20 protein-coding genes are annotated in these 23222 nt (G+C 32.3%); 14 read left to right on the top strand and 6 right to left on the bottom strand.

Features of this window, described 5'->3' with window-relative positions; translation table 11 throughout:
- The first annotated feature begins 237 nt into the window (after positions 1-237).
- A complete protein-coding gene (locus tag AC3Y25_RS23500; RefSeq protein ID WP_489904433.1) occupies positions 238-690 on the top strand; it encodes a DUF1569 domain-containing protein in 453 nt (150 codons plus the stop codon).
- 14 nt (positions 691-704) lie between these two features.
- Positions 705-1139 carry a nuclear transport factor 2 family protein gene (locus tag AC3Y25_RS23495; RefSeq protein ID WP_489904432.1) on the top strand — a complete coding sequence of 145 codons (435 nt, stop codon included), beginning with the start codon at positions 705-707 and terminating at the stop codon, positions 1137-1139.
- Here AC3Y25_RS23495 and AC3Y25_RS23490 read toward each other — a convergent pair whose 3' ends face one another.
- Both AC3Y25_RS23490 and AC3Y25_RS23485 read right to left on the bottom strand, forming a co-directional pair.
- Positions 1140-1790 carry an endonuclease III domain-containing protein gene (locus AC3Y25_RS23490; protein WP_489904431.1) on the bottom strand — a complete coding sequence of 217 codons (651 nt, stop codon included), beginning with the start codon at positions 1788-1790 and terminating at the stop codon, positions 1140-1142.
- Positions 1791-1836: 46 nt separating this feature from the next.
- Complete coding sequence (locus AC3Y25_RS23485) at positions 1837-2703, bottom strand: alpha/beta hydrolase (protein ID WP_489904430.1); 867 nt, start codon at positions 2701-2703, stop codon at positions 1837-1839.
- Between the two features lie 115 nt (positions 2704-2818).
- On the opposite strand from AC3Y25_RS23485, the gene AC3Y25_RS23480 reads away from it, so the two are divergent.
- From AC3Y25_RS23480 to AC3Y25_RS23455, 6 genes are all read left to right on the top strand, one after another.
- A complete protein-coding gene (locus AC3Y25_RS23480; RefSeq protein ID WP_489904434.1) occupies positions 2819-4246 on the top strand; it encodes a glycogen synthase in 1428 nt (475 codons plus the stop codon).
- On the top strand, positions 4236-5516 hold the full coding sequence (locus tag AC3Y25_RS23475; protein ID WP_489904429.1) for a glucose-1-phosphate adenylyltransferase: 1281 nt from the start codon (positions 4236-4238) through the stop codon (positions 5514-5516). The genes AC3Y25_RS23480 and AC3Y25_RS23475 overlap by 11 nt, the downstream gene beginning before the upstream one ends.
- Before the next feature lie 97 nt (positions 5517-5613).
- Positions 5614-7518 carry a 1,4-alpha-glucan branching protein GlgB gene (gene glgB, locus AC3Y25_RS23470; protein WP_489904428.1) on the top strand — a complete coding sequence of 635 codons (1905 nt, stop codon included), beginning with the start codon at positions 5614-5616 and terminating at the stop codon, positions 7516-7518.
- A 190-nt stretch (positions 7519-7708) separates the two neighbouring features.
- On the top strand, positions 7709-10108 hold the full coding sequence (locus AC3Y25_RS23465) for a glycoside hydrolase family 31 protein (protein ID WP_489904427.1): 2400 nt from the start codon (positions 7709-7711) through the stop codon (positions 10106-10108).
- Positions 10109-10191: 83 nt separating this feature from the next.
- Complete coding sequence (locus AC3Y25_RS23460) at positions 10192-11001, top strand: M48 family metallopeptidase (RefSeq protein ID WP_489904426.1); 810 nt, start codon at positions 10192-10194, stop codon at positions 10999-11001.
- A 167-nt stretch (positions 11002-11168) separates the two neighbouring features.
- Complete coding sequence (locus AC3Y25_RS23455; protein ID WP_489904425.1) at positions 11169-12494, top strand: MFS transporter; 1326 nt, start codon at positions 11169-11171, stop codon at positions 12492-12494.
- 90 nt (positions 12495-12584) lie between these two features.
- Here AC3Y25_RS23455 and AC3Y25_RS23450 read toward each other — a convergent pair whose 3' ends face one another.
- The 4 genes from AC3Y25_RS23450 to AC3Y25_RS23435 are packed head-to-tail and all read right to left on the bottom strand — an operon-like array spanning position 12585 to position 15471.
- A complete protein-coding gene (locus tag AC3Y25_RS23450; RefSeq protein WP_489904424.1) occupies positions 12585-13307 on the bottom strand; it encodes a head GIN domain-containing protein in 723 nt (240 codons plus the stop codon).
- Between the two features lie 19 nt (positions 13308-13326).
- Complete coding sequence (locus AC3Y25_RS23445) at positions 13327-14385, bottom strand: hypothetical protein (protein WP_489904423.1); 1059 nt, start codon at positions 14383-14385, stop codon at positions 13327-13329.
- Positions 14369-14902 carry an anti-sigma factor gene (locus tag AC3Y25_RS23440; protein ID WP_489904422.1) on the bottom strand — a complete coding sequence of 178 codons (534 nt, stop codon included), beginning with the start codon at positions 14900-14902 and terminating at the stop codon, positions 14369-14371. Before AC3Y25_RS23440 ends, AC3Y25_RS23445 begins: the two co-directional genes overlap by 17 nt.
- Positions 14903-14916: 14 nt before the next feature.
- Positions 14917-15471 (bottom strand): RNA polymerase sigma factor, encoded by a 555-nt coding sequence (locus AC3Y25_RS23435; protein ID WP_250836238.1) that lies wholly within the window; start codon positions 15469-15471, stop codon positions 14917-14919.
- Between the two features lie 164 nt (positions 15472-15635).
- Here AC3Y25_RS23435 and AC3Y25_RS23430 point away from each other — a divergent pair, with 164 nt between their 5' ends.
- The 6 genes from AC3Y25_RS23430 to AC3Y25_RS23405 all read left to right on the top strand — a co-directional run bounded on the left by AC3Y25_RS23430 (position 15636) and on the right by AC3Y25_RS23405 (position 23114).
- Positions 15636-16322, top strand: coding sequence for a hypothetical protein (locus AC3Y25_RS23430; RefSeq protein WP_489904421.1), 687 nt, complete (start codon positions 15636-15638; stop codon positions 16320-16322).
- Between the two features lie 257 nt (positions 16323-16579).
- The gene (gene lon / locus AC3Y25_RS23425; RefSeq protein WP_489904420.1) at positions 16580-19033 is read left to right on the top strand and encodes an endopeptidase La; all 2454 of its coding nucleotides are present in this window, start codon (positions 16580-16582) and stop codon (positions 19031-19033) included.
- A 161-nt stretch (positions 19034-19194) separates the two neighbouring features.
- The gene (gene porQ / locus AC3Y25_RS23420; protein WP_427873854.1) at positions 19195-20214 is read left to right on the top strand and encodes a type IX secretion system protein PorQ; all 1020 of its coding nucleotides are present in this window, start codon (positions 19195-19197) and stop codon (positions 20212-20214) included.
- A 112-nt stretch (positions 20215-20326) separates the two neighbouring features.
- Positions 20327-20932, top strand: a complete 606-nt coding sequence (locus AC3Y25_RS23415; protein WP_427873853.1) for a murein L,D-transpeptidase catalytic domain-containing protein — start codon at positions 20327-20329, stop codon at positions 20930-20932.
- Between the two features lie 43 nt (positions 20933-20975).
- Entirely contained in the window at positions 20976-21668 is a 693-nt protein-coding gene (cmk, locus tag AC3Y25_RS23410; RefSeq protein ID WP_427873852.1) for a (d)CMP kinase, read from the top strand.
- A 69-nt stretch (positions 21669-21737) separates the two neighbouring features.
- Positions 21738-23114 (top strand): nucleoside permease, encoded by a 1377-nt coding sequence (locus tag AC3Y25_RS23405; RefSeq protein ID WP_489904419.1) that lies wholly within the window; start codon positions 21738-21740, stop codon positions 23112-23114.
- The last annotated feature ends 108 nt before the right edge of the window (positions 23115-23222 follow it).

The raw sequence follows: 23222 nt of genomic DNA, 5'->3' as shown, positions 1-23222 counted from the left end.
ATTGGTAGACACGCTGGACTTAAAATCCAGTGAACAGCAATGTTCGTGCGGGTTCAAGTCCCGCTCTGAGTACTAAAACTTCAATTAACTTTTGTTAATTGAAGTTTTTTTTTGATCTAAACTGAAAGTGTTTTTTTTCTTTTACCAATTATGCCAAAATATTAAATTCCAAAGTTTTTTTAATCAGAAATTTTATATTTTTACTACTATGTTTAACTGTAAATCTCATTTTCAGCTATGCAAAATGTTTTCCTTAAAGAAGATTGTGATCAATTTGTTACCAGAATTAATAAGCTTAAAACGGATTCTCAGCCGCTTTGGGGAAAAATGTCTGTCGATCAAATGCTGGCTCATTGTAACGTTACATACGAAATGGTTTATGATAATATCCATTCGAAACCAAATGCTTTCATAAAACTTCTATTAAAGCTATTGGCTAAAAATAAAGTGGTAAGTGAAACTCCTTATCCAAGAAGCCTTGGTACAGCTCCGCAATTTATTATTAAAGTCAATCGTGATTTTGAGCTAGAAAAAAGCAGACTAATTTCCTATATTCAAAAAACGCAAGAATTAGGTAAAAAAGAGTTTGAAGGAAAAGAATCTCTTTCTTTTGGCAAGTTGTCTTCTAAAGAGTGGAATAATATGTTCGCAAAACATTTGGATCATCATTTATCTCAATTTGGTGTTTAAATAATTTTATAGTTATGAGAATTTATACTATTATGTTTTTTCTTCTTTTAGGATTATCTTCTAATGCTCAAAAGCAAGAAATTCAAAAATGCATTGAATCTTTTTTTCAAGGATTTCACCAGAGAGATTCAACAAAGATCAAATTGGTTTGTTCGGATAAAATGATATTGCAGTCTATTAGCGAAAGCACTGTGAAAGGAAATAAATTATCTGATGAAAGTGCAAAAGAGTTTTATAAATCTATTGCATCTATTCCTTCAAATATGAAATTCCAAGAAAAAATATTGAGTTATACTATTCAGATTGATGGAACAATGGCGCATGTTTGGACACCTTATGAATTTTATTTAAATGATAAATTTAGCCATTCTGGTGTAAATGCTTTTACTTTATTTAAAGAAAAAGATTCCTGGAAGATTATCTATTTGATTGATACAAGAAGAAAATAATTAATTTTTAAGGATTTCTGTATTGTAGTATAAGCAAATATCAGTTAAAAGACATTCAGAGCATTTAGGTTTAGGTCTGCAGATTTCACGACCTAAAAATGAAATTGCCATCCCTATTTCTGACCAAATATCTTTCGGGAAAGCCTGCATTAAATCTTTTTCTACTTTATTACCGTCTTTAGATTCTTTAATTATTCCAATTCTTGGCGCAACTCTTATTACATGTAAGTCTGCAATAATTCCTTCAGCTGGTTGGCCTGTTTCTCTTAAAATCACGTTTGCAGATTTTCTTCCAATACCTTTCAATGCAGTTAATCCTGACATGGTTAAAGGAATATTGTCATCCTCTTTTATGGTTTTTGCAATATCCAAAAGCCATTGGGCTTTAGTTCCGTGATTTCGAACTTTAGTGATATAAGGCAAAAAAGTTTCTAAATCAGTTTTTGATAGACTTTTTAGCGTTGGGAATTTTTCAAATAAAGCTGGTGCAATTGAGTTGATATTGGCATCAGAATCTTGAGCAGACAAAACAACCATAACTAATAACTGATATGGATTTTGATAATCTAGTGGATGTTTTTTGTTTTTATACTTTTTTAAAATTGGTTTTAATTTAGTTTCCCAATCTAATGTTTCTCCAAATAAATCCATTTTCTAATTTTCTTTAATGTTGATATTTAAATAGTTATCTATAAAGTTAATTGATTTTAATGAATTCTAGAATTTTTTTGATAACATTTTGATTTCCAAGTATTTTCCTGTGGCCTAATCCGTCGGTTAAAAATAAAGATCCATTTTTAAGATTTTCATAAATATGCTTTCCCGCTTTTACAGATACCTCGGGATCATCATTATCATGTATGACCAAAACAGGAATATTGATTTTTTGAGCTGCTCGATAGGCTGAAAAATCATCCATTATTACTTGATATTTACTTTCAAAAGAATCTCTCAAATGATTGCTAATTTCTTTTCGCAAACCCAGTTTAGAAGTGAATTCATCTAAAATATCTTGGATAATATCACCACTTCCTATAATTACAGCTTTTTCTACTTTAAATCCATCTTTAATTGCATTTAGAACAGACATTCCGCCTAAAGAATGACCAATTGCAATTTCAAAAGGGCCAAATTGTTTTTCTATTTCTAATATAGAAGCTATAAACTCTGACATTATCGTTGTTTTTCCTTTTGATTTTCCATGTGCAGGAGCGTCAAAACTAACTGTTGAATAGCCTTGGTTCAAAAGTTCATCAGCAATTTTAAACAGTTGCGTTCCTCTTCCAGACCAGCCATGAACCAATAAAACTTTGCGTTCACTTTGCCCGTATGCGTATGTGACAATACTTTTATCAATTGAAGGAACATAGATTAATTCTTGAATGCTTTTAGCATCCATTTCTAATTCTCTTTTTGGAACTTTATGCTTGATAGGAGTTGTAAAAATCTTTGCAGCAAATTTTGTAACTAATTTTGTGGATATAAAAGCACAAATTTTCGCAGATATTATAATAATCTTAGGAATTTTTAATGATTTAGTAGGATTAATTGCCTTTTTTGCCATTTCAATAAAACTTATTTAAAAGAAGGATTTTGCTTGTTTTTTTGCTAAATTTAAAAAACATAAAAGTAGTATATAAATGATTGCTTCTTATGATAATCGTAAATTAATTTCTGAAATGGAAATATTTCATATTAGTGCCGAATGTTATCCTATAGCAAAGGTTGGCGGATTAGGCGATGTAGTGGGTGCATTGCCAAAATATCAACAAGTTGCTGGCCATTCTGTTAGAGTTGTAATTCCTTGTTATGACACAAAGTTTAAAAAGGAAAATGATTTTGAATGTGTTCATTGGGGTACAGTTGAATTAGGGAATTTTAGTTTTCCGTTTAGTGTTTTAAAAGAAAAAACAGATAAGTTAGGTTTTGAATTATATCTAATAGAGATTAATGAATTATTTAATCGTCCGAATATTTATGGTTACGAAGATGATATCGAGAGATTTTTATCTTTTCAGATTGCCACATTGGATTGGGTTATAGCGCGCAATAAAACGCCAGATGTTATTAATTGTCATGATCATCATACAGGTCTTATTCCATTTTTACTTCAGTTTGCTTATAAATATGAAAGTTTAAAAAATGTAAAAACAGTTATAACGATTCATAATGGCTTATATCAAGGCTGGTTTGGTTTTGATAAATTATATTATCTGCCAAAATTTGATTTGAGACATGTTGGGTTTTTAGAATGGAGCAATTCTATCAATTCTTTAGCAGTTGCCATTAAATGCGCCAATGCCGTAACTACAGTATCTCCAAGTTATTTAAATGAAATTAATATTTCAGCAAATGGTTTAGAATCTTTATTTAATTCTGTTAGAAATAAATCTAAAGGAATTTTAAACGGAATTGATATTGAAGTCTGGAATCCGATGAAAGATCAAATGATTGAGGAGAATTATTCGATTGAAGATTTTGAAGCTGGAAAAAGAAAGAATAAAGAGAAATTATGCGAACAATTTGAGCTAGATCCATCAAAACCATTATTTAGCTTTATTGGCCGATTGTTTGAAGAAAAGGGAGGTGATTTGCTTCCGCATGCTGCTGCTTTGGCTTTATCTGAAAATTTTGAGGAAATTAACATCTTGATTTTAGGTTCAGGAAATGCAGAGATTGAAACGCAGTTAACTCAGTTGCGAAATGATTATAAAGGAAATTACAATGTTTTTATAGGTTATAATGAAGATTTAGCGCATTTGATTTATGCAGGTTCAGATTATATTTTAATGCCTTCTAGGGTAGAACCTTGTGGATTAAATCAGATGTATGCGATGCGTTACGGAACAATTCCGATTGTTAGAAGAACTGGAGGGTTAAGAGATACGGTTGTTGATTTTGGAGATGAAGGAAATGGCATTTGTCATGATCAGGCTTCTGTAGCCGACATATGCTATTCAATAAATCGTGCTGTTAGGTTGTATGAGGATAAAATAAATTTCAATGAAGTTTTAAAAAGAGGAATGTCAGCAGATCATTCCTGGGAAAGAGTTTGCCAAGAATATATCGAAATATACAACTTAATAATTCAGCAAAATGAAATTTAAAAAGAAAAATGTAGTTGCCATTATTTTAGGAGGTGGACAAGGTTCACGTTTATTTCCATTGACAGAAACAAGATCGAAACCTGCAGTTCCGATTGGAGGAAAATATCGTTTGGTCGACATTCCGATTTCTAATTGTATCAATTCTGATATTTTTAAAATATTTGTTTTGACGCAATTTAACTCCGCCTCTCTAAATGCTCACATTAAAAACACTTTTAATTTTAGTATTTTAAGCCAATCATTTGTAGATATTTTGGCAGCAGAACAGACTCCAGATAATCCCACTTGGTTTCAAGGAACAGCAGATGCCGTAAGGCAATGCATGTCACATTTTTTGAAACATGATTTTGACCATGCTTTAATTCTTTCGGGCGATCAATTATATCAAATGGATTTTAACGAAATGCTTGAAGCGCATATTGCGGCTGATGCAGAAATCTCTATTGCAACGTTGCCTGTAAATGCTAAAGACGCTCCCGAATTTGGAATTTTAAAGACCAATCATGAAAGTGTAATCGAAGCTTTTATTGAAAAACCACATCCGTCACTATTGCCTGAATGGGAATCGGAGGTAAGCGAACAAATGCAGGAAAAAGGTAAAAAATACCTTGCCTCAATGGGAATTTATATTTTTAATAAATCTTTGTTGCAGGAGTTAATGGCTGACCAAGAAACAAAAGATTTTGGTAAAGAAATTATCCCGCAATCGGTTGGAAAACATAAAATATTAAGTTATCAATATGAGGGATATTGGACAGATATCGGGAATATAGAATCCTTTTTTGAAGCTAATATTGGCTTAACAGCAGATATTCCAGAATTTAATTTATTCGATAACGAAAATAAAATTTTCACTAGACCAAGATTATTGCCTCCATCTAAATTTAGAAATTCAATAATCAACCAATCTTTAATTTCTGAAGGATGTATTATTAATGCCAAAGAGATTAAAAGTTCCGTTATAGGTATTCGTTCTCGAATTGGTGAAGGAACTGTTTTAGAGAATTGTTACGTTATGGGGAACGATTTTTATCAAGATCTTGAAGAGTTGAACCACGAAAGCAGCATCAGTAAAATACATGTTGGTATAGGCGAAAACTGCTTTATTAAAAATGCTTTGGTTGATAAAAATGTGCGTATTGGAAACAATGTTCATATTAGCGGAGGTAAACATTTAGATAATTTTACTAACGAATTGTACAGCATTAAAGACGGAATTGTCGTAGTCAAAAAGGGAGTTACACTTGCAGACAATTTTAGAATTGAATAAAGTCTTAAAATACCAATATAAAAATGCCAAATCCCAATTTTTAAACTCCAAAATCTAAATTTCAAATTCGAAAATAATTATCTCTTAAACCAACCATATGACTAAAGTAATCCCACATTCTCTTTTTACTGACTTTGACATAGATTTATTCAAAGCGGGAAAACACTTCAGATTATATGAAAAACTTGGAGCTCATTTAATTGAAGTCGATGGAGTAAAAGGTGTTTATTTTGCTGTTTGGGCTCCAACGGCTCATTCTGTTTCGGTTGTTGGAGATTTTAATTATTGGACACAAGGCGAACATGTTTTAAACGTTCGTTGGGATTCTTCTGGAATTTGGGAAGGATTTATTTCCGATATTTCTAAAGGGGCGCTTTACAAATACAAGATTCAATCTAGTATAAATGGCGTAATTACCGAAAAGGCCGATCCATTTGCGCGTTATTGCGAAAAACCGCCTCATACTGCATCTGTAGTTTGGGATCTGGATTATAAATGGAAAGATGATAATTGGATGCAAAATCGTCAGGATTATAATGCGTTGGATAAACCCTATTCGGTTTACGAAGTGCATTTGGGGTCTTGGAGACGAGGAGAACACAATCGTTTTTTGACTTATCTTGAACTTGCCGATGATTTGGTAAAATATATAAAAGAAACCGGTTTTACGCATGTTGAGTTTATGCCAATTATGGAATATCCTTATGATCCTTCTTGGGGTTATCAGCTTACAGGGTATTTTGCGCCAACTTCCCGTTTTGGAAAACCGCAAGATTTTATGGTTCTGGTTGATCGATTGCATCAAGAGGGAATTGGAGTGATTTTAGACTGGGTTCCTTCACATTTCCCTGATGATGCACATGGTTTAGGGTATTTTGACGGCTCTCATTTATACGAGCATCCAGATCGAAGAAAAGGATATCATCCAGATTGGAAAAGTTTAGTTTTTAATTATGGTAGAAATGAAGTTCGAGCTTTTCTAATAAGTAATGCTGTTTTTTGGCTTCAAAATTATCATATCGACGGACTTCGTGTTGACGCTGTGGCTTCAATGTTATATCTCGATTATTCTAGAAAAGATGGCGAATGGGAAGCCAATATTTATGGAGGAAGGGAAAATCTAGATTCGATTAGCTTTCTTAAAGAATTTAATGAAGTAATCTATTCTAATTTTAATGGTATTCAGACTATTGCTGAAGAGAGCACTTCATTTCCTATGGTTTCAAGACCAACATCTGTTGGAGGTTTAGGTTTTGGAATGAAATGGATGATGGGTTGGATGCATGACACTTTAAAGTATTTTCAAAAAGAAACCGTTTATAGAAAATACCATCAGAATGAATTGACTTTTTCGATGACGTATGCTTTTACTGAAAATTTCATGCTTCCATTTTCTCATGACGAAGTAGTATATGGCAAAAATTCTCTTATTTACAAAATGCCTGGCGACGAATGGCAACGCTTTGCAAATTTGAGATTATTGTATGGGTATATGTTTACGCATCCAGGAACAAAACTTTTGTTTATGGGAGCTGAGTTTGGTCAAACAAGTGAGTGGAATTTCGAACAAAGTTTAGATTGGCATTTGCTTCAGTATGATTTTCATTCTGGAATAAAAAGTTTGATTACCGATTTAAATCAATTGTACAAATCACAGCCAGCATTATACGAAAAACAATTTAGAGGAGATGGTTTTGAATGGATTAATTATTCAGATCATCAAAATGCTATTTTATCTTATATTAGAAAAGGAAATAATCCAGATGAAAATGTGATCGTTGTCTGCAATTTTACTCAAGTCGTTCGCGAAAATTATAGAATTGGTATTCCTAAAAAAGGCAATTTAAAAGAGATTTTTAATACTGATGCCAAAATATATGGAGGCAGCGGTATAGAAAGTAGTAAACCATTAAAAATAGAATCAATTTCGTATGACGGCCGAGATTTTTCTGCAGAATTGATTTTGCCTCCTTTAAGTGTTACCGTATATACTTTAAATTAAGTAAAAATCTTGAAATAAGATTTTGTCATTATATCGTTTCAAAATTATCAAATTGATGATTTTTTGTTTGGTAATTTGAAGCTCATTCAGAAAAAACGTTTTCGTGAATAAACCTTTTATTCATAGAGCGTTACGAACTTTTTTTGTATGTTTGAGTAGAAGGAAAATGTTAAATTAATTCATTGGAGATATGATTACAAACACATCATTAGAATACAAAGGCGATTTATATCCATCAAAAATTGTCTCTTATGAACATGAAGGAGATTCTATTTTCTTTAATACGGATAACAAAGTAATTTTAAAAGTAACTATTCTTCGTGATAGTTTAATCCGATTTCGTTTTACTACAAAAGGCTATTTCAGCAATGATTTTTCTTATGCCATTGATAAAACTCAACTTCATGGCTATAACTTTTTGGAGGTTACAGAAGAAGAAACATACTTTCAGATTAGAACTAGTAAAGTAAAATGTAAAATACAAAAAGCAGATCTTCGTCTTTCCATTTACGATTTAAATGATTTTCTGATTCTTGAAGATGAACTTGGTTTTCATTGGGAAGAAAGCTATGAATATGGCGGGAATATCGTAAAAATGAGTAAATATGCTAAAGACGGTGAATGTTACTATGGTTTAGGCGATAAGGCTACTCAAATGAATCTTAAAGGCAAAAGAGTAGAGAATTTTGCCACAGATCAATATGCTTACCAAAAAGATCAAGAACCTTTGTATAAAGTGGTTCCATTTTATATTGGTCTTCATAATAAACAATCTTACGGTATATTTTTCGATAATACTTTTAGAACCTTTTTTGATTTTTGTCAAGAAAGAAGGAATGTGACTAGTTTCTGGGCTGAAGGTGGAGAAATGAATTATTATTTTGTTTACGGTCCTCAAATGCAAGACGTAGTAACAACGTATACCGACTTAACAGGTAAGCCAGAATTACCGCCGCTTTGGGTTTTAGGATATCATCAATGTAAATGGAGTTATTATCCCGAAAGTAAAGTCAAAGAAATTACATCAAAATTTAGAGAACTTCAAATTCCTTGTGACGCCATTTATCTGGATATAGATTATATGGATGGTTTTAGATGTTTTACTTGGAATAAAAACTATTTTCCAGATCCCAAAAGAATGGTTTCTGAATTGGCAGAAGATGGTTTTAAAACCATAGTTATTATTGATCCAGGAATTAAAATAGATAAAGATTACTGGGTTTATAAAGAAGCTTTAGAAAAAGATTATTTCTGCAAAAGGGCAGATGGACCTTATATGAAAGGAAAAGTATGGCCAGGAGAATGTAACTTTCCAGATTATACAAATCCCGTAGTTAGAGAATGGTGGGCCGGATTATTTAAAGAATTAATTGCAGATATTGGTGTAAAAGGAGTTTGGAATGATATGAATGAACCGGCAGTTATGGAGGTTCCAAATAAAACTTTTCCAATGGATGTTCGCCATATTTATGATGGAAATCCTTGTAGCCATAGAAAAGCTCACAATATCTACGGAACACAAATGGCAAGAGCAACTTACCATGGAGTAAAACGATTTGCGTATCCAAAGCGTCCTTTTGTAATAACAAGATCGGCTTATGCTGGAGCACAGCGTTACACATCATCATGGACAGGTGATAACGTAGCAACTTGGGAGCATTTGTGGATTGCAAATATTCAAGTTCAGAGGTTATCTATTTCAGGAATGGGATTTACAGGTTCTGATATTGGAGGTTTTGCAGAACAACCTACAGGTGAGCTTTACGCACGCTGGATTCAATTGGGTGTTTTTCATCCTTTTTGCAGAACGCACTCTTCTGGGGATCATGGAAATCAAGAGCCATGGGCTTTTGATGAAGAAGTAATCAATATAACCAGAAAATTTGTGAGTCTTCGTTACCAATTATTACCTTATTTGTACACCATGTTTTGGCAGTATATTGAAGAAGGAGTTCCGATGTTAAAACCTTTAGTATACTACGATCAAGATGATACACAGACACATTATCGCAACGACGAATTCATCTTTGGAAATCAGATTTTAGTATGTCCTATACTTGAACCTAATGCTGTAGGTAGACGTATGTATATTCCTAGGGGAGAATGGTATAACTATTGGACAAATGAATTGTTTGTAGGCGGTAAAGAGATCTGGATTGATACAAAATTTGATGAGATTCCAGTGTTTGTAAAAGCAGGTGCTATTATTCCAAAATATCCAGTTCAGCAATATGTAGGCGAATTAGAGTTTGATGAATTAACTCTTGATGTTTATTACAAAAATGGTAAAGAGCAGTCCGCCGTTTATGAAGATGCTCAAGATGGTTACGATTACAAAAAAGGACGTTACAGTTATTTGTCATTTCGAAATATTGGAAAAGAAAAAGAACTTATTATTCAGCTTCACAAAGAAGGAAAATATATAACTCCTTATTCTAAATATAAAATCAACCTTATCGGATTGCCGTTTAAAGTGGCGGAAATTGAAATTGACAATGAAAAAATCGAATTTGATAAAATTAATTTCGAACAGAATAATTTCTTACTAATTGATAAAGAGTTTAATGAACTTCATATAGTGGGCGAATAGTTAAATTTTGATATTTTTTTGATTTAATATGTAAAATATTTTATTTTTTTTAATTGTATTTTTGTTAGAAAATAGCTCGAATTATGAAAAAATATATGTTTTTAGGGATTTTTGGAGCACTTGTAATGGCTTGTGCAACAAATCCAATTACTGGGAAACAAAACTTGAATTTTGTTTCAAATAGCGAATTATTCCCTTCTTCTTTTCAGCAGTATAACCAGTTTTTAACAGAAAACAAGGTTATTACTGGAACAGCAGATGCTAGACTTGTTGAAAATGTGGGATATAAAATTAAAGCAGCTGCAGAAAAATATTTAAATTATTTAGGTCAGACACAATACTTGAAAGATTATCGATGGGAGTATAAACTGGTTGATAACAAAGAAGTAAATGCATGGTGTCTTCCTGGTGGTAAAATTGTAGTTTATTCTGGAATTTTGCCAGTTACGCAAAATGAAGCAGGTTTGGCAACTGTAATGGGACACGAAGTTTCTCATGCTTTGGCAAATCATGGAGCGCAAAGAATGTCTGCCGCTCAATTACAGCAAATAGGAGGAGCAGCTTTAGGAGCAGCAACTAGCGGAAAATCTGAAGCAACACAACAAATATTTGCACAAGCATACGGAATTGGTTCTGAAGTAGGAGTAATGCTTCCTTTTAGTAGAGGCAATGAAAGCGAAGCCGATAAAATTGGTTTGACATTAATGGCAATTGCAGGCTATAATCCAGACGATGCTGTAGCATTCTGGAGTAGAATGGCTGCTAAATCTGGTGGATCAGGAACTCCTGAATTTATGAGTACACACCCTTCTGATGCAACAAGAATTGCTAATATTAAAGCTTTAATTCCAGAAGCTAAAGCAATTGCGTTGAAAGTTGGAACTATAAAATAAACTTTTAGTACACAATAGTATACAAAATATTCTTTTAAGCCACTCGTTCTCGAATGGCTTTTTTTATTTTATGAAGTTTATAATTTAATAATGTATGATTTCCATAATTTCCGTTTGATTATCATAAAAAATAGATAAATTCGTAGCCTATTTACAAAACCATTTCTATGAAAAACCTACAAAAAGGAGATAAGAAGCTTTTAAATGCTTGGGCGTTTTATGACTGGGCAAATTCAGTTTATACCTTGACTATTGCATCTGCCGTTTTTCCAATTTTTTACGAAGCATTATTCAGCGACAGAGATCATTATATTGATGTTTTCGGAATGCATCTTAAAAACTCAGCATTAATTAGTTTTATTACGGCATTTGCTTTTATGGTGGTTTCGTTTATTTCGCCATTATTATCTGGAATTGCTGATTATGTTGGAAACAAGAAATCATTTATGAAGTTTTTTTGTTACGTAGGAGCTTTGTCTTGTATGGGATTATATTGGTTTGATTTGGATAATATTTATATCGGATTATTATTTTATTTCCTTGGATTGCTTGGCTATTGGGGAAGTTTAGTTTTCTACAATTCCTATCTTCCAGATATTGCATTTGAAGAACAGCAGGACAGAATTAGTGCCAAAGGATATTCGTTAGGATATATTGGAAGTGTTATCTTATTAATCATCAATTTAGCGATGATTATGAGGCCTAAAGTTTTTGGAATTTCAGGAACTGATGGCGAATCGGCAATGAAGGCAATGCGTTATTCTTTTATTATGGTAGGAGTATGGTGGATTTTATTTAGCCAGTACACTTACTATTATTTACCAAAAGGAAGTAAAGAATCAGGTCAGAAGTTAACAAGATCTGTAGTATTTAATGGTTTTAAAGAATTAAAAAAGGTTTGGATGCTATTGCAAGAGAATATTCCTTTGAAACGATATTTAGGAGGTTTCTTTGTTTCTAGTATGGCTGTACAAACGGTAATGCTTGTAGCAACCTATTTTGGAGCTCAGGAAATTCAGTGGGAAACTAAAGAGCAAAGCACAATAGGTTTAATTGTTTGTATTTTAATCATTCAATTGGTAGCTGTTGTTGGAGCTGTTTTAACCTCTAGAGCTTCAGAGAAATTTGGAAACGTGCCCACTTTAATATTTATCAACGCAATTTGGGCAGTATTTTGTGCGCTTGCCTATTTTATTACTTTGCCAACACATTTTTATGTAATGGCAACAGTTGCGGGATTTGTAATGGGCGGAATTCAAGCATTATCTCGTTCGACCTATTCAAAATTACTGCCTGATACACAAGATACAGCCTCATTTTTTAGTTTCTATGATGTTGCAGAAAAAATTGGAATTGTAATCGGAATGTGCGTTTACGGAATTATCGATCAAATTACCGGAAGCCCTCGTGCTGCAATTGTAATTTTGGCAATATTCTTTATTACATCCATATTTCTATTGAGAAGAGTGCATAAAAAAGACGTTTCAAATTAATTGAAACGTCTTTATAACACAATATCGCAAATTGCAATTAATTATTGATTGATGATAGTTTTGTAATTTGCGATATTTCTATTTAAATAATTAACCTTTGTAAATTTTTCCAGAACCCGAAACTTTTACATCTCTTTTCTCTGGATTTCCTAGATATTTAATATTTCCAGAACCAGAAACTCTTCCCGTAATACTACTTTCACAAGTTACGACGCTATTTCCAGAACCTGAAACAGTAACATCTACCGTTTGAGATTTTAAATTGGAAGCATTAACGTTTCCTGATCCCGATATTTTGCTTGTAAAAGAATCTGCTTTCCCTTTTAAAACAATATCGCCAGAACCGCTTAGCGCCAAATCAAAATTTCTAGAATCAACATCTAAATCAAAATTTCCTGATCCAGAAAGTTTTGCAGAAAAACTATCGCTATTGATTTTGTTTTTGCTTTTAACATCTCCAGATCCAGACAATGTAACTGCTGATATTTTTTCGAAAGGAACTGTTACTTGTATCTTTTTGCCTATGCTAGTACGAAGTTGTACTCCTCTCTCAACATAAACTTTCAATTCATTTCCTTCAACTTCCACTTTAATTTTAGACAATAAATTTTCTTCTCCTTTAAGGATAATTTTCCCTTCTTTTCCTGATACTAAATCTACATCAAAGAAGCCAGAGATTCTTATGCCATCATAGTCTCCAGTTGTTCTTGTTTCGGTAGTAATAGTACCGTTTCCGCTTATTTTTGTTTGTGCGTTAGAATTTATTGCCATAAAAAATAGGCTTAATGCTGTAAGTAAAATTGACTTTTTCATTGTTTTGATTTTTAGATGATTAATTTTTAGTTAGGGAAATATTTCCGTAGTTCGAATTGATATTGATTTTATTTTGACCTTTTTTCTTGTAATAGCCAGCAATTCTTTTGCTGTTGCTTTTAACCTCAGAGACAGAAATCTCTAAAGAATTATCATGTTTTATGTTTGAATATCTTGCAGAAATATCAAAATCGAATGCATAATTGGGTACGTAACCAATTGAAATATCTGTATATCCTGAGTTTATGGTAATGTTCCCCGCTTTTTCAGTTACAGTCCCGATACTGATTTTACTGTAATTGGTATCGTAGCTAAAGTTACTGGAAATTTCGCCAATAATGAAAGTTAAATAATTTCCAGAACCACTCAAAGAATTGATTTTTTGAAACTTAAGAGTTCCATAGTTGCAATCTGCTTTAATGTTCTGGCCATCATTAAGATTAACATCTGTATAATTTGCGCTTAGATTTAAATTTCCAGAATCATTAATTTTAAGATTCGAATATCGAGCATCAATATTTCCTGTTTTTATGTACTCTATGCTTGAACTTTGGCAGTATTGAATTGAAATTTGATTACTAGATCCGTTTAGTTTTCCTAAAGTAACTTTTCCATATTTGCAGTCAATATCAGTAGAAGCTTCAGCATTTGGAACCGAAATATTACCGTATTTGTTAACTAGTTTAATTGATCCGTTTTTAGGAATTTTAATCACGTAATTGATCTCAAAACTGTTATTACTTCCCTTGCTTTTAAGATTGGAGCTTCCTAGTTTGGTTACCGCAGAAACTAAACCTTTAAGCGCCGTGATGTCAACATCAATACTGTTTAATCGTTCGTTTACCCAATTTTCATTTGGTCCATTCACTTTTATAGTAATATCAAGATCAATTTTATCTTCATCCCAGGTGATTACAGTGATGCTTCCATATTTGTTGTCAACATCGATTCCGGCATTAGAATTAACGATATAGGTCTTTTTAATGTTTTTTTGTTTGGTAACAAAAGCGTCATCATTTGAAAAACCTAAGAAAGGAATCAAAAGAAATAAGATTAGTAAGTTATAGTGTTTTTTCATTAGAGTTGTTTTTTAATTTTTCGTTGTCTTCAATTCTTTTCAAAACGGTTTGCAAAAAAGAAATACGCGTTTGAAGATTGCTAATCATCGCATAAATAATTTGTTTGTTCTCACCATTTTTTTGCAATTCGTTTATGATTTTCTGATAATCAGCGTCAAAAGTTTTCATCTGATTCATAGCATCAGTAATAATTTGCTGATTTTCTGGTGAGTTTTTCTCTTTTAGCTTAACCAGTTCATTATCGATTAGAATATTGAAAATAGAGTCTGTACGTTTAGTTTCTTTAGAAGCAAATTTGAATTCTTTTGGTTTTTCATTTTTATAAAAAAGAGAAATTCCAAGCATTAATACAATCGAAGCAGCAATAGCAGTTGCGAACCAGTATTTTCTCTTAGGCTCTTTTTTGTTTAATTTTTGCAGAAAATCTACCTGATGATCAGAATTTAATTCCTGAATATCCCATTGGTTTTCAAATCTTTTAAATAAGTCGTCTAAATTGTCTTTTTCATTTTTCATAATTCCAATTCATTTTATATTTCTTCCAATTTTTTTCTCAAACTATCTTTGGCTCTACTCAAGGTTGTTCTGCAATTTGCATAGGTAATGTTTAAAATCTCGCAGATTTCTTCTTGATCGTAACCTTCAATGTAAAAAAGAGTAAGCACCATTCTGTAATTATCTTTCAGTTGCAAAATGGTATCTAAAACCTGTTTTAGTTTTAGAGCGTTTAAGTCAATATTTTCAGAAAGAATTCCGTCGTTTTCTTCGATTTTATAAAGCTGTTTACTTAAATCTTCTACTTGGAAAGAGTTATTTTTCTTGTAAAAATCGATGCTATAATTGATGATTATTTTTTTTAACCATGCGCCAAAAGCCACTTCTTGTTTATAATCATTGATTTTTGTAAAAGCTTTTAAGAAACCTTCCTGCATGACGTCTTGTGCAAAATGTTCGTCTTTTACAATACGAAAAGCCACGTTATACATCGCTTTACAATAGCGATTGTATATTTCAAACTGCGCTTTCTGATTATTGTTTTTACAGAGCGCAATTAGTTCTTCGATATTTTGGTTGTTTATATTCAAGTAGTGGCTTTTGGTTTTTAATATAGACTTGGCTTTTTTTTGTTTGTTACAGTTTTGATAAAAAAAATAAAAAATATTTTTTGATTTTACGTAATGCCGTAAGGTATAATACATTCATTGCTATAATTTCACATAAAATTTAACTACCAAAAACAAATTCAATAATGAGAAAACTAAACAAATGCTTTGTAATTCTGTTTGTTATGACAGGATTTATGTTAACATCATGTAGCAATGACGATTCTGGCGAAAGTGCTGGAGAATCAACAGGTGATTATTGGCCTTCTAAAGTGGGCAATCAATGGGTTTTTAGCCAAGATGGCGCTGAAAGCACAGTAAAAATTCAAAGTTCATCTAATAAAGATGGAAATACGTATTATAAATTTAACCAATTATTTGGTTCTACTGACGAAATTTCTGGAACAGCAGGCGCTTCGCTTAAAAAAGTAAAAGGAGATTATTACATCGTTATTGATGAAGTGAATTATAGTTCTGAAGGAATAACGGGAAAATCAACTGGATATGAATTTATTCTTTTTAAGGATTATCTGGATGTAAATCAAACATGGAAAGGATCTTATTCTCTAGAAACAAGCTTTAATATACCAAGTTTTCCATCTTTAAAAATGAATGCAAACTACACAGGTACTATTTTAGAAAAAGGAATAAGCTTAAAAGTTAAAGAAGTAACCTATAGTAATGTAATCAAATTTAAACTCCATATTGAAGCAAGCGCGCAGGGACAAAGTTCTTCATCAGATACATTTTATTGGATCGCTAAGGATGTTGGAATTGTAAAATTAGAATCGTTTGGCACTACTTCAGAACTTGTTTCTTACTCTTTGAAGTAATGAATAAATAAAATGCTTGAAACCCGAAAATCTTTTTTCGGGTTTTTTATTTTCTAAACTTTAAAATGGATTGTATTTTAAAATTGACTAATTAGAATTATTTAAGTTTTAAGTTTGTTTTGGCATAATGATTGTCTATTTTTATGCCCTATCTTGTAATTGAAAAACGAAACCCGTTTTTGGTAAAACTTCAATAAGCAATACTCTATTTATAGGTAGCACAGAAAATTTAATGACAAAAAGACTTATATTTTATTATGTCAAACCATAAAATACTTACTATTGACAATCTGTCACTTCAAGAATTTGACTCAGAGGCAGAATTAATTCCATTATTGACTCCAGAAGACGAAGAGGAAATGAATAATGAAGAACTTCCTGTTTCTCTTCCGATTTTACCTTTACGCAATACTGTTTTATTTCCTGGAGTTGTTATCCCAATTTCTGCTGGGAGAGATAAGTCTATTAAACTAATTAATGACGCTAATGCAGGCGGAAAAATAATTGGTGTAGTTTCTCAAATTAACGAAGAAGACGAAGATCCGTCAAAAGATGATATTCATAAAGTTGGAACTGTTGCACGTATTTTACGTGTGCTTAAAATGCCAGACGGAAATGTAACGGTTATTCTTCAAGGAAAAAAACGATTCGAAATTGACGAAGTTGTTTTAGAAGATCCCTATATGACAGCAACGATCAAAGAAGTTGCTGAAGAACGACCAGATGAAAATGATACTGAATTTACTGCTATTTTAGATTCTGTAAAAGAATTGGCAATTCAGATTATTAAAGAAAGTCCAAACATTCCTTCGGAAGCTACTTTTGCGATTAAAAACATTGAAAGCCAATCGTTTTTAATCAATTTTGTTTCGTCTAACATGAATTTATCCGTAAAAGAAAAACAAGGTCTTTTATCGATAAATGGTTTAAAAGAACGCGCTTTAGAGACTTTACGTTATATGAATGTAGAACTTCAAAAGTTAGAATTGAAGAACGATATTCAGTCAAAAGTTCGTTTTGATTTAGATCAGCAGCAAAGAGAATATTTCCTTCACCAGCAAATGAAAACCATTCAAGAAGAATTGGGTGGCGTTTCTCAGGAAGAGGAAATGGACGAAATGGGGCAGAAGGCTAAAACCAAAAAATGGGACGAAAAAACCCAGAAACATTTCGAGAAAGAATTGTCTAAAATGCGTCGTATGAATCCACAGTCGCCAGATTTTGGTATTCAGCGCAATTACTTAGAATTGTTTTTGGAATTGCCTTGGGGCGAATATTCTAAAGATAAGTTCGATTTAAAACACGCACAGAAAATTTTAGATAAAGATCATTTTGGACTTGATGAAGTAAAGAAAAGAATGATTGAGCATTTGGCAGTTTTAAAATTGCGAAATGATATGAAATCACCAATTATTTGTTTAACAGGGCCTCCAGGAGTTGGTAAGACTTCAATCGGTCGTTCTGTTGCTGAAGCTTTAGGAAGAGAGTACGTTCGTATTTCTTTGGGAGGTTTACGTGATGAAGCGGAGATTCGCGGTCATAGAAAAACGTATATTGGAGCAATGCCTGGACGTATTATTCAGAGCTTGAAAAAAGCAGGAACATCAAACCCTGTATTTATTTTAGACGAAATCGATAAATTATCAAACAGTAATAGTGGCGATCCATCTTCAGCTTTATTAGAAGTTTTAGATCCAGAGCAAAACAGTTCTTTTTATGATAATTTCCTTGAAATGGGATATGATTTGTCTAAAGTAATGTTTATTGCGACATCAAATAATATGGCTACTATTCAGCCAGCTTTGCGTGACAGAATGGAAGTTATCAAAATGTCAGGCTACACCATTGAAGAAAAGGTTGAAATTGCCAAAAGGCATTTATTTCCAAAACAATTAGAAGCTCACGGTTTAACGGCAAAAGATCTGACTATTGGCAAAAAGCAATTAGAAAAAATCATTGAAGGTTATACTAGAGAATCTGGTGTTCGTAATTTAGAAACTAAAATTGCGCAAGTAATTCGTAATGCAGCAAAATCTGTTGCAATGGAAGAGGAGTATAACAAGAAAGTTACAGATGAAGATATTGTAGCAATTTTGGGAGTGCCAAGATTAGAACGTGATAAATACGAAAATAACGATGTTGCAGGTGTTGTAACAGGTTTAGCATGGACTAGTGTTGGAGGAGATATTTTGTTTATCGAATCTTTGATTTCTGAAGGAAAAGGATCTCTTACAATTACCGGAAACCTTGGAACTGTAATGAAAGAATCTGCTACAATTGCTTTGGAATACATTAAAGCAAATGCTAAGAAATTAGGTATTAGTACAGAGTTGTTCCAAAAATATAACATCCACTTGCACGTGCCAGAAGGAGCGACTCCAAAAGACGGACCAAGTGCTGGTATTGCAATGCTAACTTCTTTAGTTTCGCTTTTAACTCAGAAAAAAGTAAAGAAAAATCTAGCTATGACAGGCGAAATTACGCTTCGCGGAAAAGTATTGCCAGTTGGTGGTATTAAAGAAAAAATCTTAGCGGCGAAAAGAGCAGGGATTAAAGAAATTATTCTTTGCTACGAAAACAAAAGCGATATTGATGAAATTAAAGCAGAATACTTAGAAGGCTTAAGTTTTCATTATGTAAAAGAAATGAGCGAAGTTTTAGGTTTAGCTTTAACAGATCAGAAAGTGAAAAATGCTAAAGATTTGAAATAAACGTCAATTAAAATTTAAATATTTAAATTCCAAATTCCAATTTTTTTATTGGAGTTTGGAATTTTTTTATTGGAATTTATTTAGTGCATAGTTTTATTTTTAGTGTTATATAATTTTATATTTGCACTTGCGTTATTCCCATATAGGTGCGCCAAAAACAAATGCTTAAAAAAGTTGTTTTATTTTTTATAATCTTAATTTGTTCGTCTTCTTTCGGACAAGTTGGAGGGCGCTACACTTACCAGTTTTTAAATTTGACCACTTCGCCTAGACAAGCGGCATTAGGAGGAGATGTTATTACCATATATGATGAAGATGTTAATCAAGCTATGTCAAATCCCGCTCTTATAAACGCAGACATGGATAATCATTTGGCATTAAATTACGGAAGTTATTATGGTGAAGCCTCCTATGGTACAGCATCGTATGCTTATACTTATGATAGACATGTGCAGACTATTTATGCTGGAGTTACTTATGTGAACTATGGTACATTTGAAGGTTACGATGAAAACGGCCAGGCAACTTCTAATTTTACAGGAAGCGAAGGTGCATTATCAGTTGGATATGCGTACAATGTTCCTTATACCGATTTATATATTGGAGCAAGTGGTAAATTGATCACTTCTTCTTTAGAAAGTTATAATTCGATAGGTGGTGCAGTTGATTTGGGTTTTTTGTATGTGGATGAAATGAATGATCTAAACTTTGCGCTTGTATTTAGAAACATGGGGACACAGTTTACTACTTATTCCGGAATTAAAGAAAATCTCCCATTTGAAATTGTAGCAGGTATTTCTCAAGAATTAGAACATGTTCCAATTCGCTGGCATCTTTCCTTAGAAAATTTGCAACAATGGAATATATCTTTTTCAAATCCAGTTCGTGGAGAAACGAATATCGATGGTTATACAAGTCCAGAAAAAGTTTCTTTTGTAAACAATGCGCTAAGGCACGTAGCTTTTGGTGTTGAACTTTTTCCTAAAAAAGCATTCAATTTTAGAGTAGGATATAATTTTAGAAGAGGCGAAGAATTAAGAGTAGACGAACAGCGTAACTTTTCTGGCGTTTCTTTAGGTTTTGGTTTAAAAATGAATAAACTGAAATTCAATTATTCATATTCCAGATATACGTTGGCGGCCAACACAAGTCTTTTTGGTTTAACATTGAATTTTCAATAAATGAAACTGTTCTATTTGGCTTTATCTAAGAGTATCCAAAAAAAACAAGAACTTTTTATTGTCGAATAGTTTAGTCTTCGATATTGAAAAGTTTTTTTCTGAATCTAAATCGATGAAAAAAATAATTATTGTTTTCCTTTTTATTCTCGCGCTTTTTGTTGGGTATTTGCTGCTATCAGATAGTAAAGAAATTGGTCTGTTTTCTTCTGATGATAAAAGAATTGAATGTCAAATTGCTGACATAAAAAAGCTGATAAACAAAAATCCGCAATACAATAACAAAATAGCCTTCTTTGTTGATATGAAAATTCCTTCGGGGAAAAATCGCTTTTTTGTTTATGATTTAAAAGCAGATAAAATTATCGATAAAGGTTTGGTTGCCCATGGTTCTGGTTCTGAAACGGGTACTAAAGGCAAGCTTCGTTTTAGCAACGTTCCCAATTCATTAAGCACTTCATTAGGGAAATATTACATTGGAAAACATTATTACGGAAAGTTTGGTAGAGCATATAAGCTCTACGGATTGGATAAAACGAATAGTAATGCTTTTAAACGAGATATTGTTTTTCATTACTATTATGATGTTCCATATGAAGAGAAAGATGGCTACATTTGCAATAGTTTTGGCTGTCCTATGGTTAATAAAAAATACTTTGATAGAATATCGCGACTAATTGATAGTTCTGAATCGAATATTTTGATGAGTATTTATTATTAAAAATCAACTGTCATTAAAAGAATAAAAATTTAAAAATAAAAAATTGAAAAAAATTACCATTGCTATCGACGGATTTTCATCTACAGGCAAAAGCACTCTTGCAAAACAATTAGCAAAAGAATTGGAATATGTTTATGTAGATACTGGGGCGATGTACCGCGCGGTTGCCTATTTTGCTATACAACATAATTTGATTGAGGCTGATTTTTTTAAGAAAGAAGCTTTGGTTGAAGCATTATCTGATATCAAATTAGAATTTAAGTTTAATTCAGATTTAGGTTTTGCAGAAATGTATTTGAATGGTGAGAATGTAGAGAAACAAATTAGAACGATCGAGGTCTCTAATTTTGTTAGTAAAGTAGCAGCTGTTTCAGAAGTTCGTTCTAAGTTGGTAGAGCAGCAGCAGGAAATGGGAACCAATAAAGCCATTGTAATGGATGGAAGAGATATTGGAACTGTAGTTTTTCCGAATGCAGAATTAAAAATATTTATGACAGCAAGTGCAGAAACACGTGCACAAAGACGTTTTGATGAATTGCAGGAAAAAGGTGATAATGTTTCTTATGAAGAAGTTTTGAAAAATGTTGTAGATAGAGATTATATGGATACACACCGCGAAGATTCTCCTCTTGTAATTGCCGATGACGCCATAGAGATTGATAATTCTTACTTAAATAAAGAGGAACAATTTGCTGCAGTTCTAGAATTAGTGAATGATGTTGTTAAAACAGCATAATTTTTTGCAGATATTATTTTAAATGGTAGTTTTACCGCTTCATTTTTACTAAAGAACAATTTTTATCATATGGGGATTAAAAATAGATTGATTTTAATGAGCTTTCTTCAATTTTTTGTTTGGGGAGCCTGGCTTATAACAATTGGAAATTATTGGTTTGGAACAAAAAACTGGGAAGGAACTCAATTCGGACTAGTTTTCGGAACCATGGGAATCGCTTCTCTTTTTATGCCTACACTTACAGGTATTATTGCCGACAGATGGATTAATGCCGAAAAATTATACGGTGCGCTTCATATTCTTTATGCGTTAGTTTTATTCGGAATTGCACAAGTTACTACACCAGATACTTTTATTGTTGTTATGCTTTTAGCAATGTGCTGTTATATGCCCACAATCGCCTTAAGTAATTCAATATCTTATACTTCGCTTAAATTAAATAATAAAAATATTGTAAAAGATTTTCCGCCAATTCGTGTTTGGGGAACAATAGGTTTTATTGTGGCCATGTGGATTACGAATTTAAGTGGAAGTAAAGCAACTGAATATCAGTTTTATATTGCTGGAGTTGGTGCTTTAATTCTTGGAGTTTATGCTTTTACTTTACCAAAATGTGAGCCGCAGCGTTTGATTAAAGAAAATGCAACTTGGATTGAAACTTTTGGTTTAGAATCTTTCAAGTTGTTTGCAAACTACAAAATGGCTTTGTTTTTTGTTTTTTCTATGTTTTTAGGAGGAGCATTACAATTGACAAATGCTTATGGCGATGTATTTTTAGATGAGTTCAAGCATTTTCCAAAATACGCAGATTCTTTCGTAATAAAATATTCGACTATTATAATGTCGATTTCTCAGGTTTCTGAAACCTTGTTTATTCTAGCAATTCCGTTTTTCTTAAGACGTTTCGGTATCAAACAGGTTATGTTGATTAGTATGTTGGCTTGGGTTCTTCGTTTTGGATTATTTGCGTTTGGAGATCCGATAGGAGGGTTATGGATGATTATTTTGTCTTGTATCGTTTACGGAATGGCATTTGATTTCTTTAATATTTCGGGTTCTTTATTCGTAGAAAGCAATACAGATTCTAAAATTCGTTCTTCTGCACAAGGTTTATTTATGATGATGACCAATGGAGTAGGAGCCGTTTTAGGAAGTTTAACTTCTGGATGGGCAATTGATCGTTTCTTTACCAAATCATTTGCTAATACAACAGAATTGGCTGGATTTTTACAAACGGATGCTACTAATGAGAAAATGGTGGAATTTGTAAAAGGACAAGGAAATTCAATTTCTGCAGACGGAATTTTTGCAAATCCAATTTTAATGAAAGACTGGCATACGATCTGGCTTTCGTTTGCAGCTTATGCTTTGGTAATTGCTATTGCTTTTGCTGTTCTGTTTAAACATAAACATGATCCGAAGGAAATTGAGAATTTGAGTCATTAAGTAAAAACTGTTTTTCTTGGATTAAAAATAGTCTAAGAAGACGTTTAAAATAAATTAAGTAAAATATAAAATACCACAAAGTTTCTAAATTTAGAAACTTTGTGGTAT

This window comes from Flavobacterium sp. LK-23, from assembly GCF_058135255.1.
This window is presented reverse-complemented; position numbering and strand designations above follow the sequence as displayed.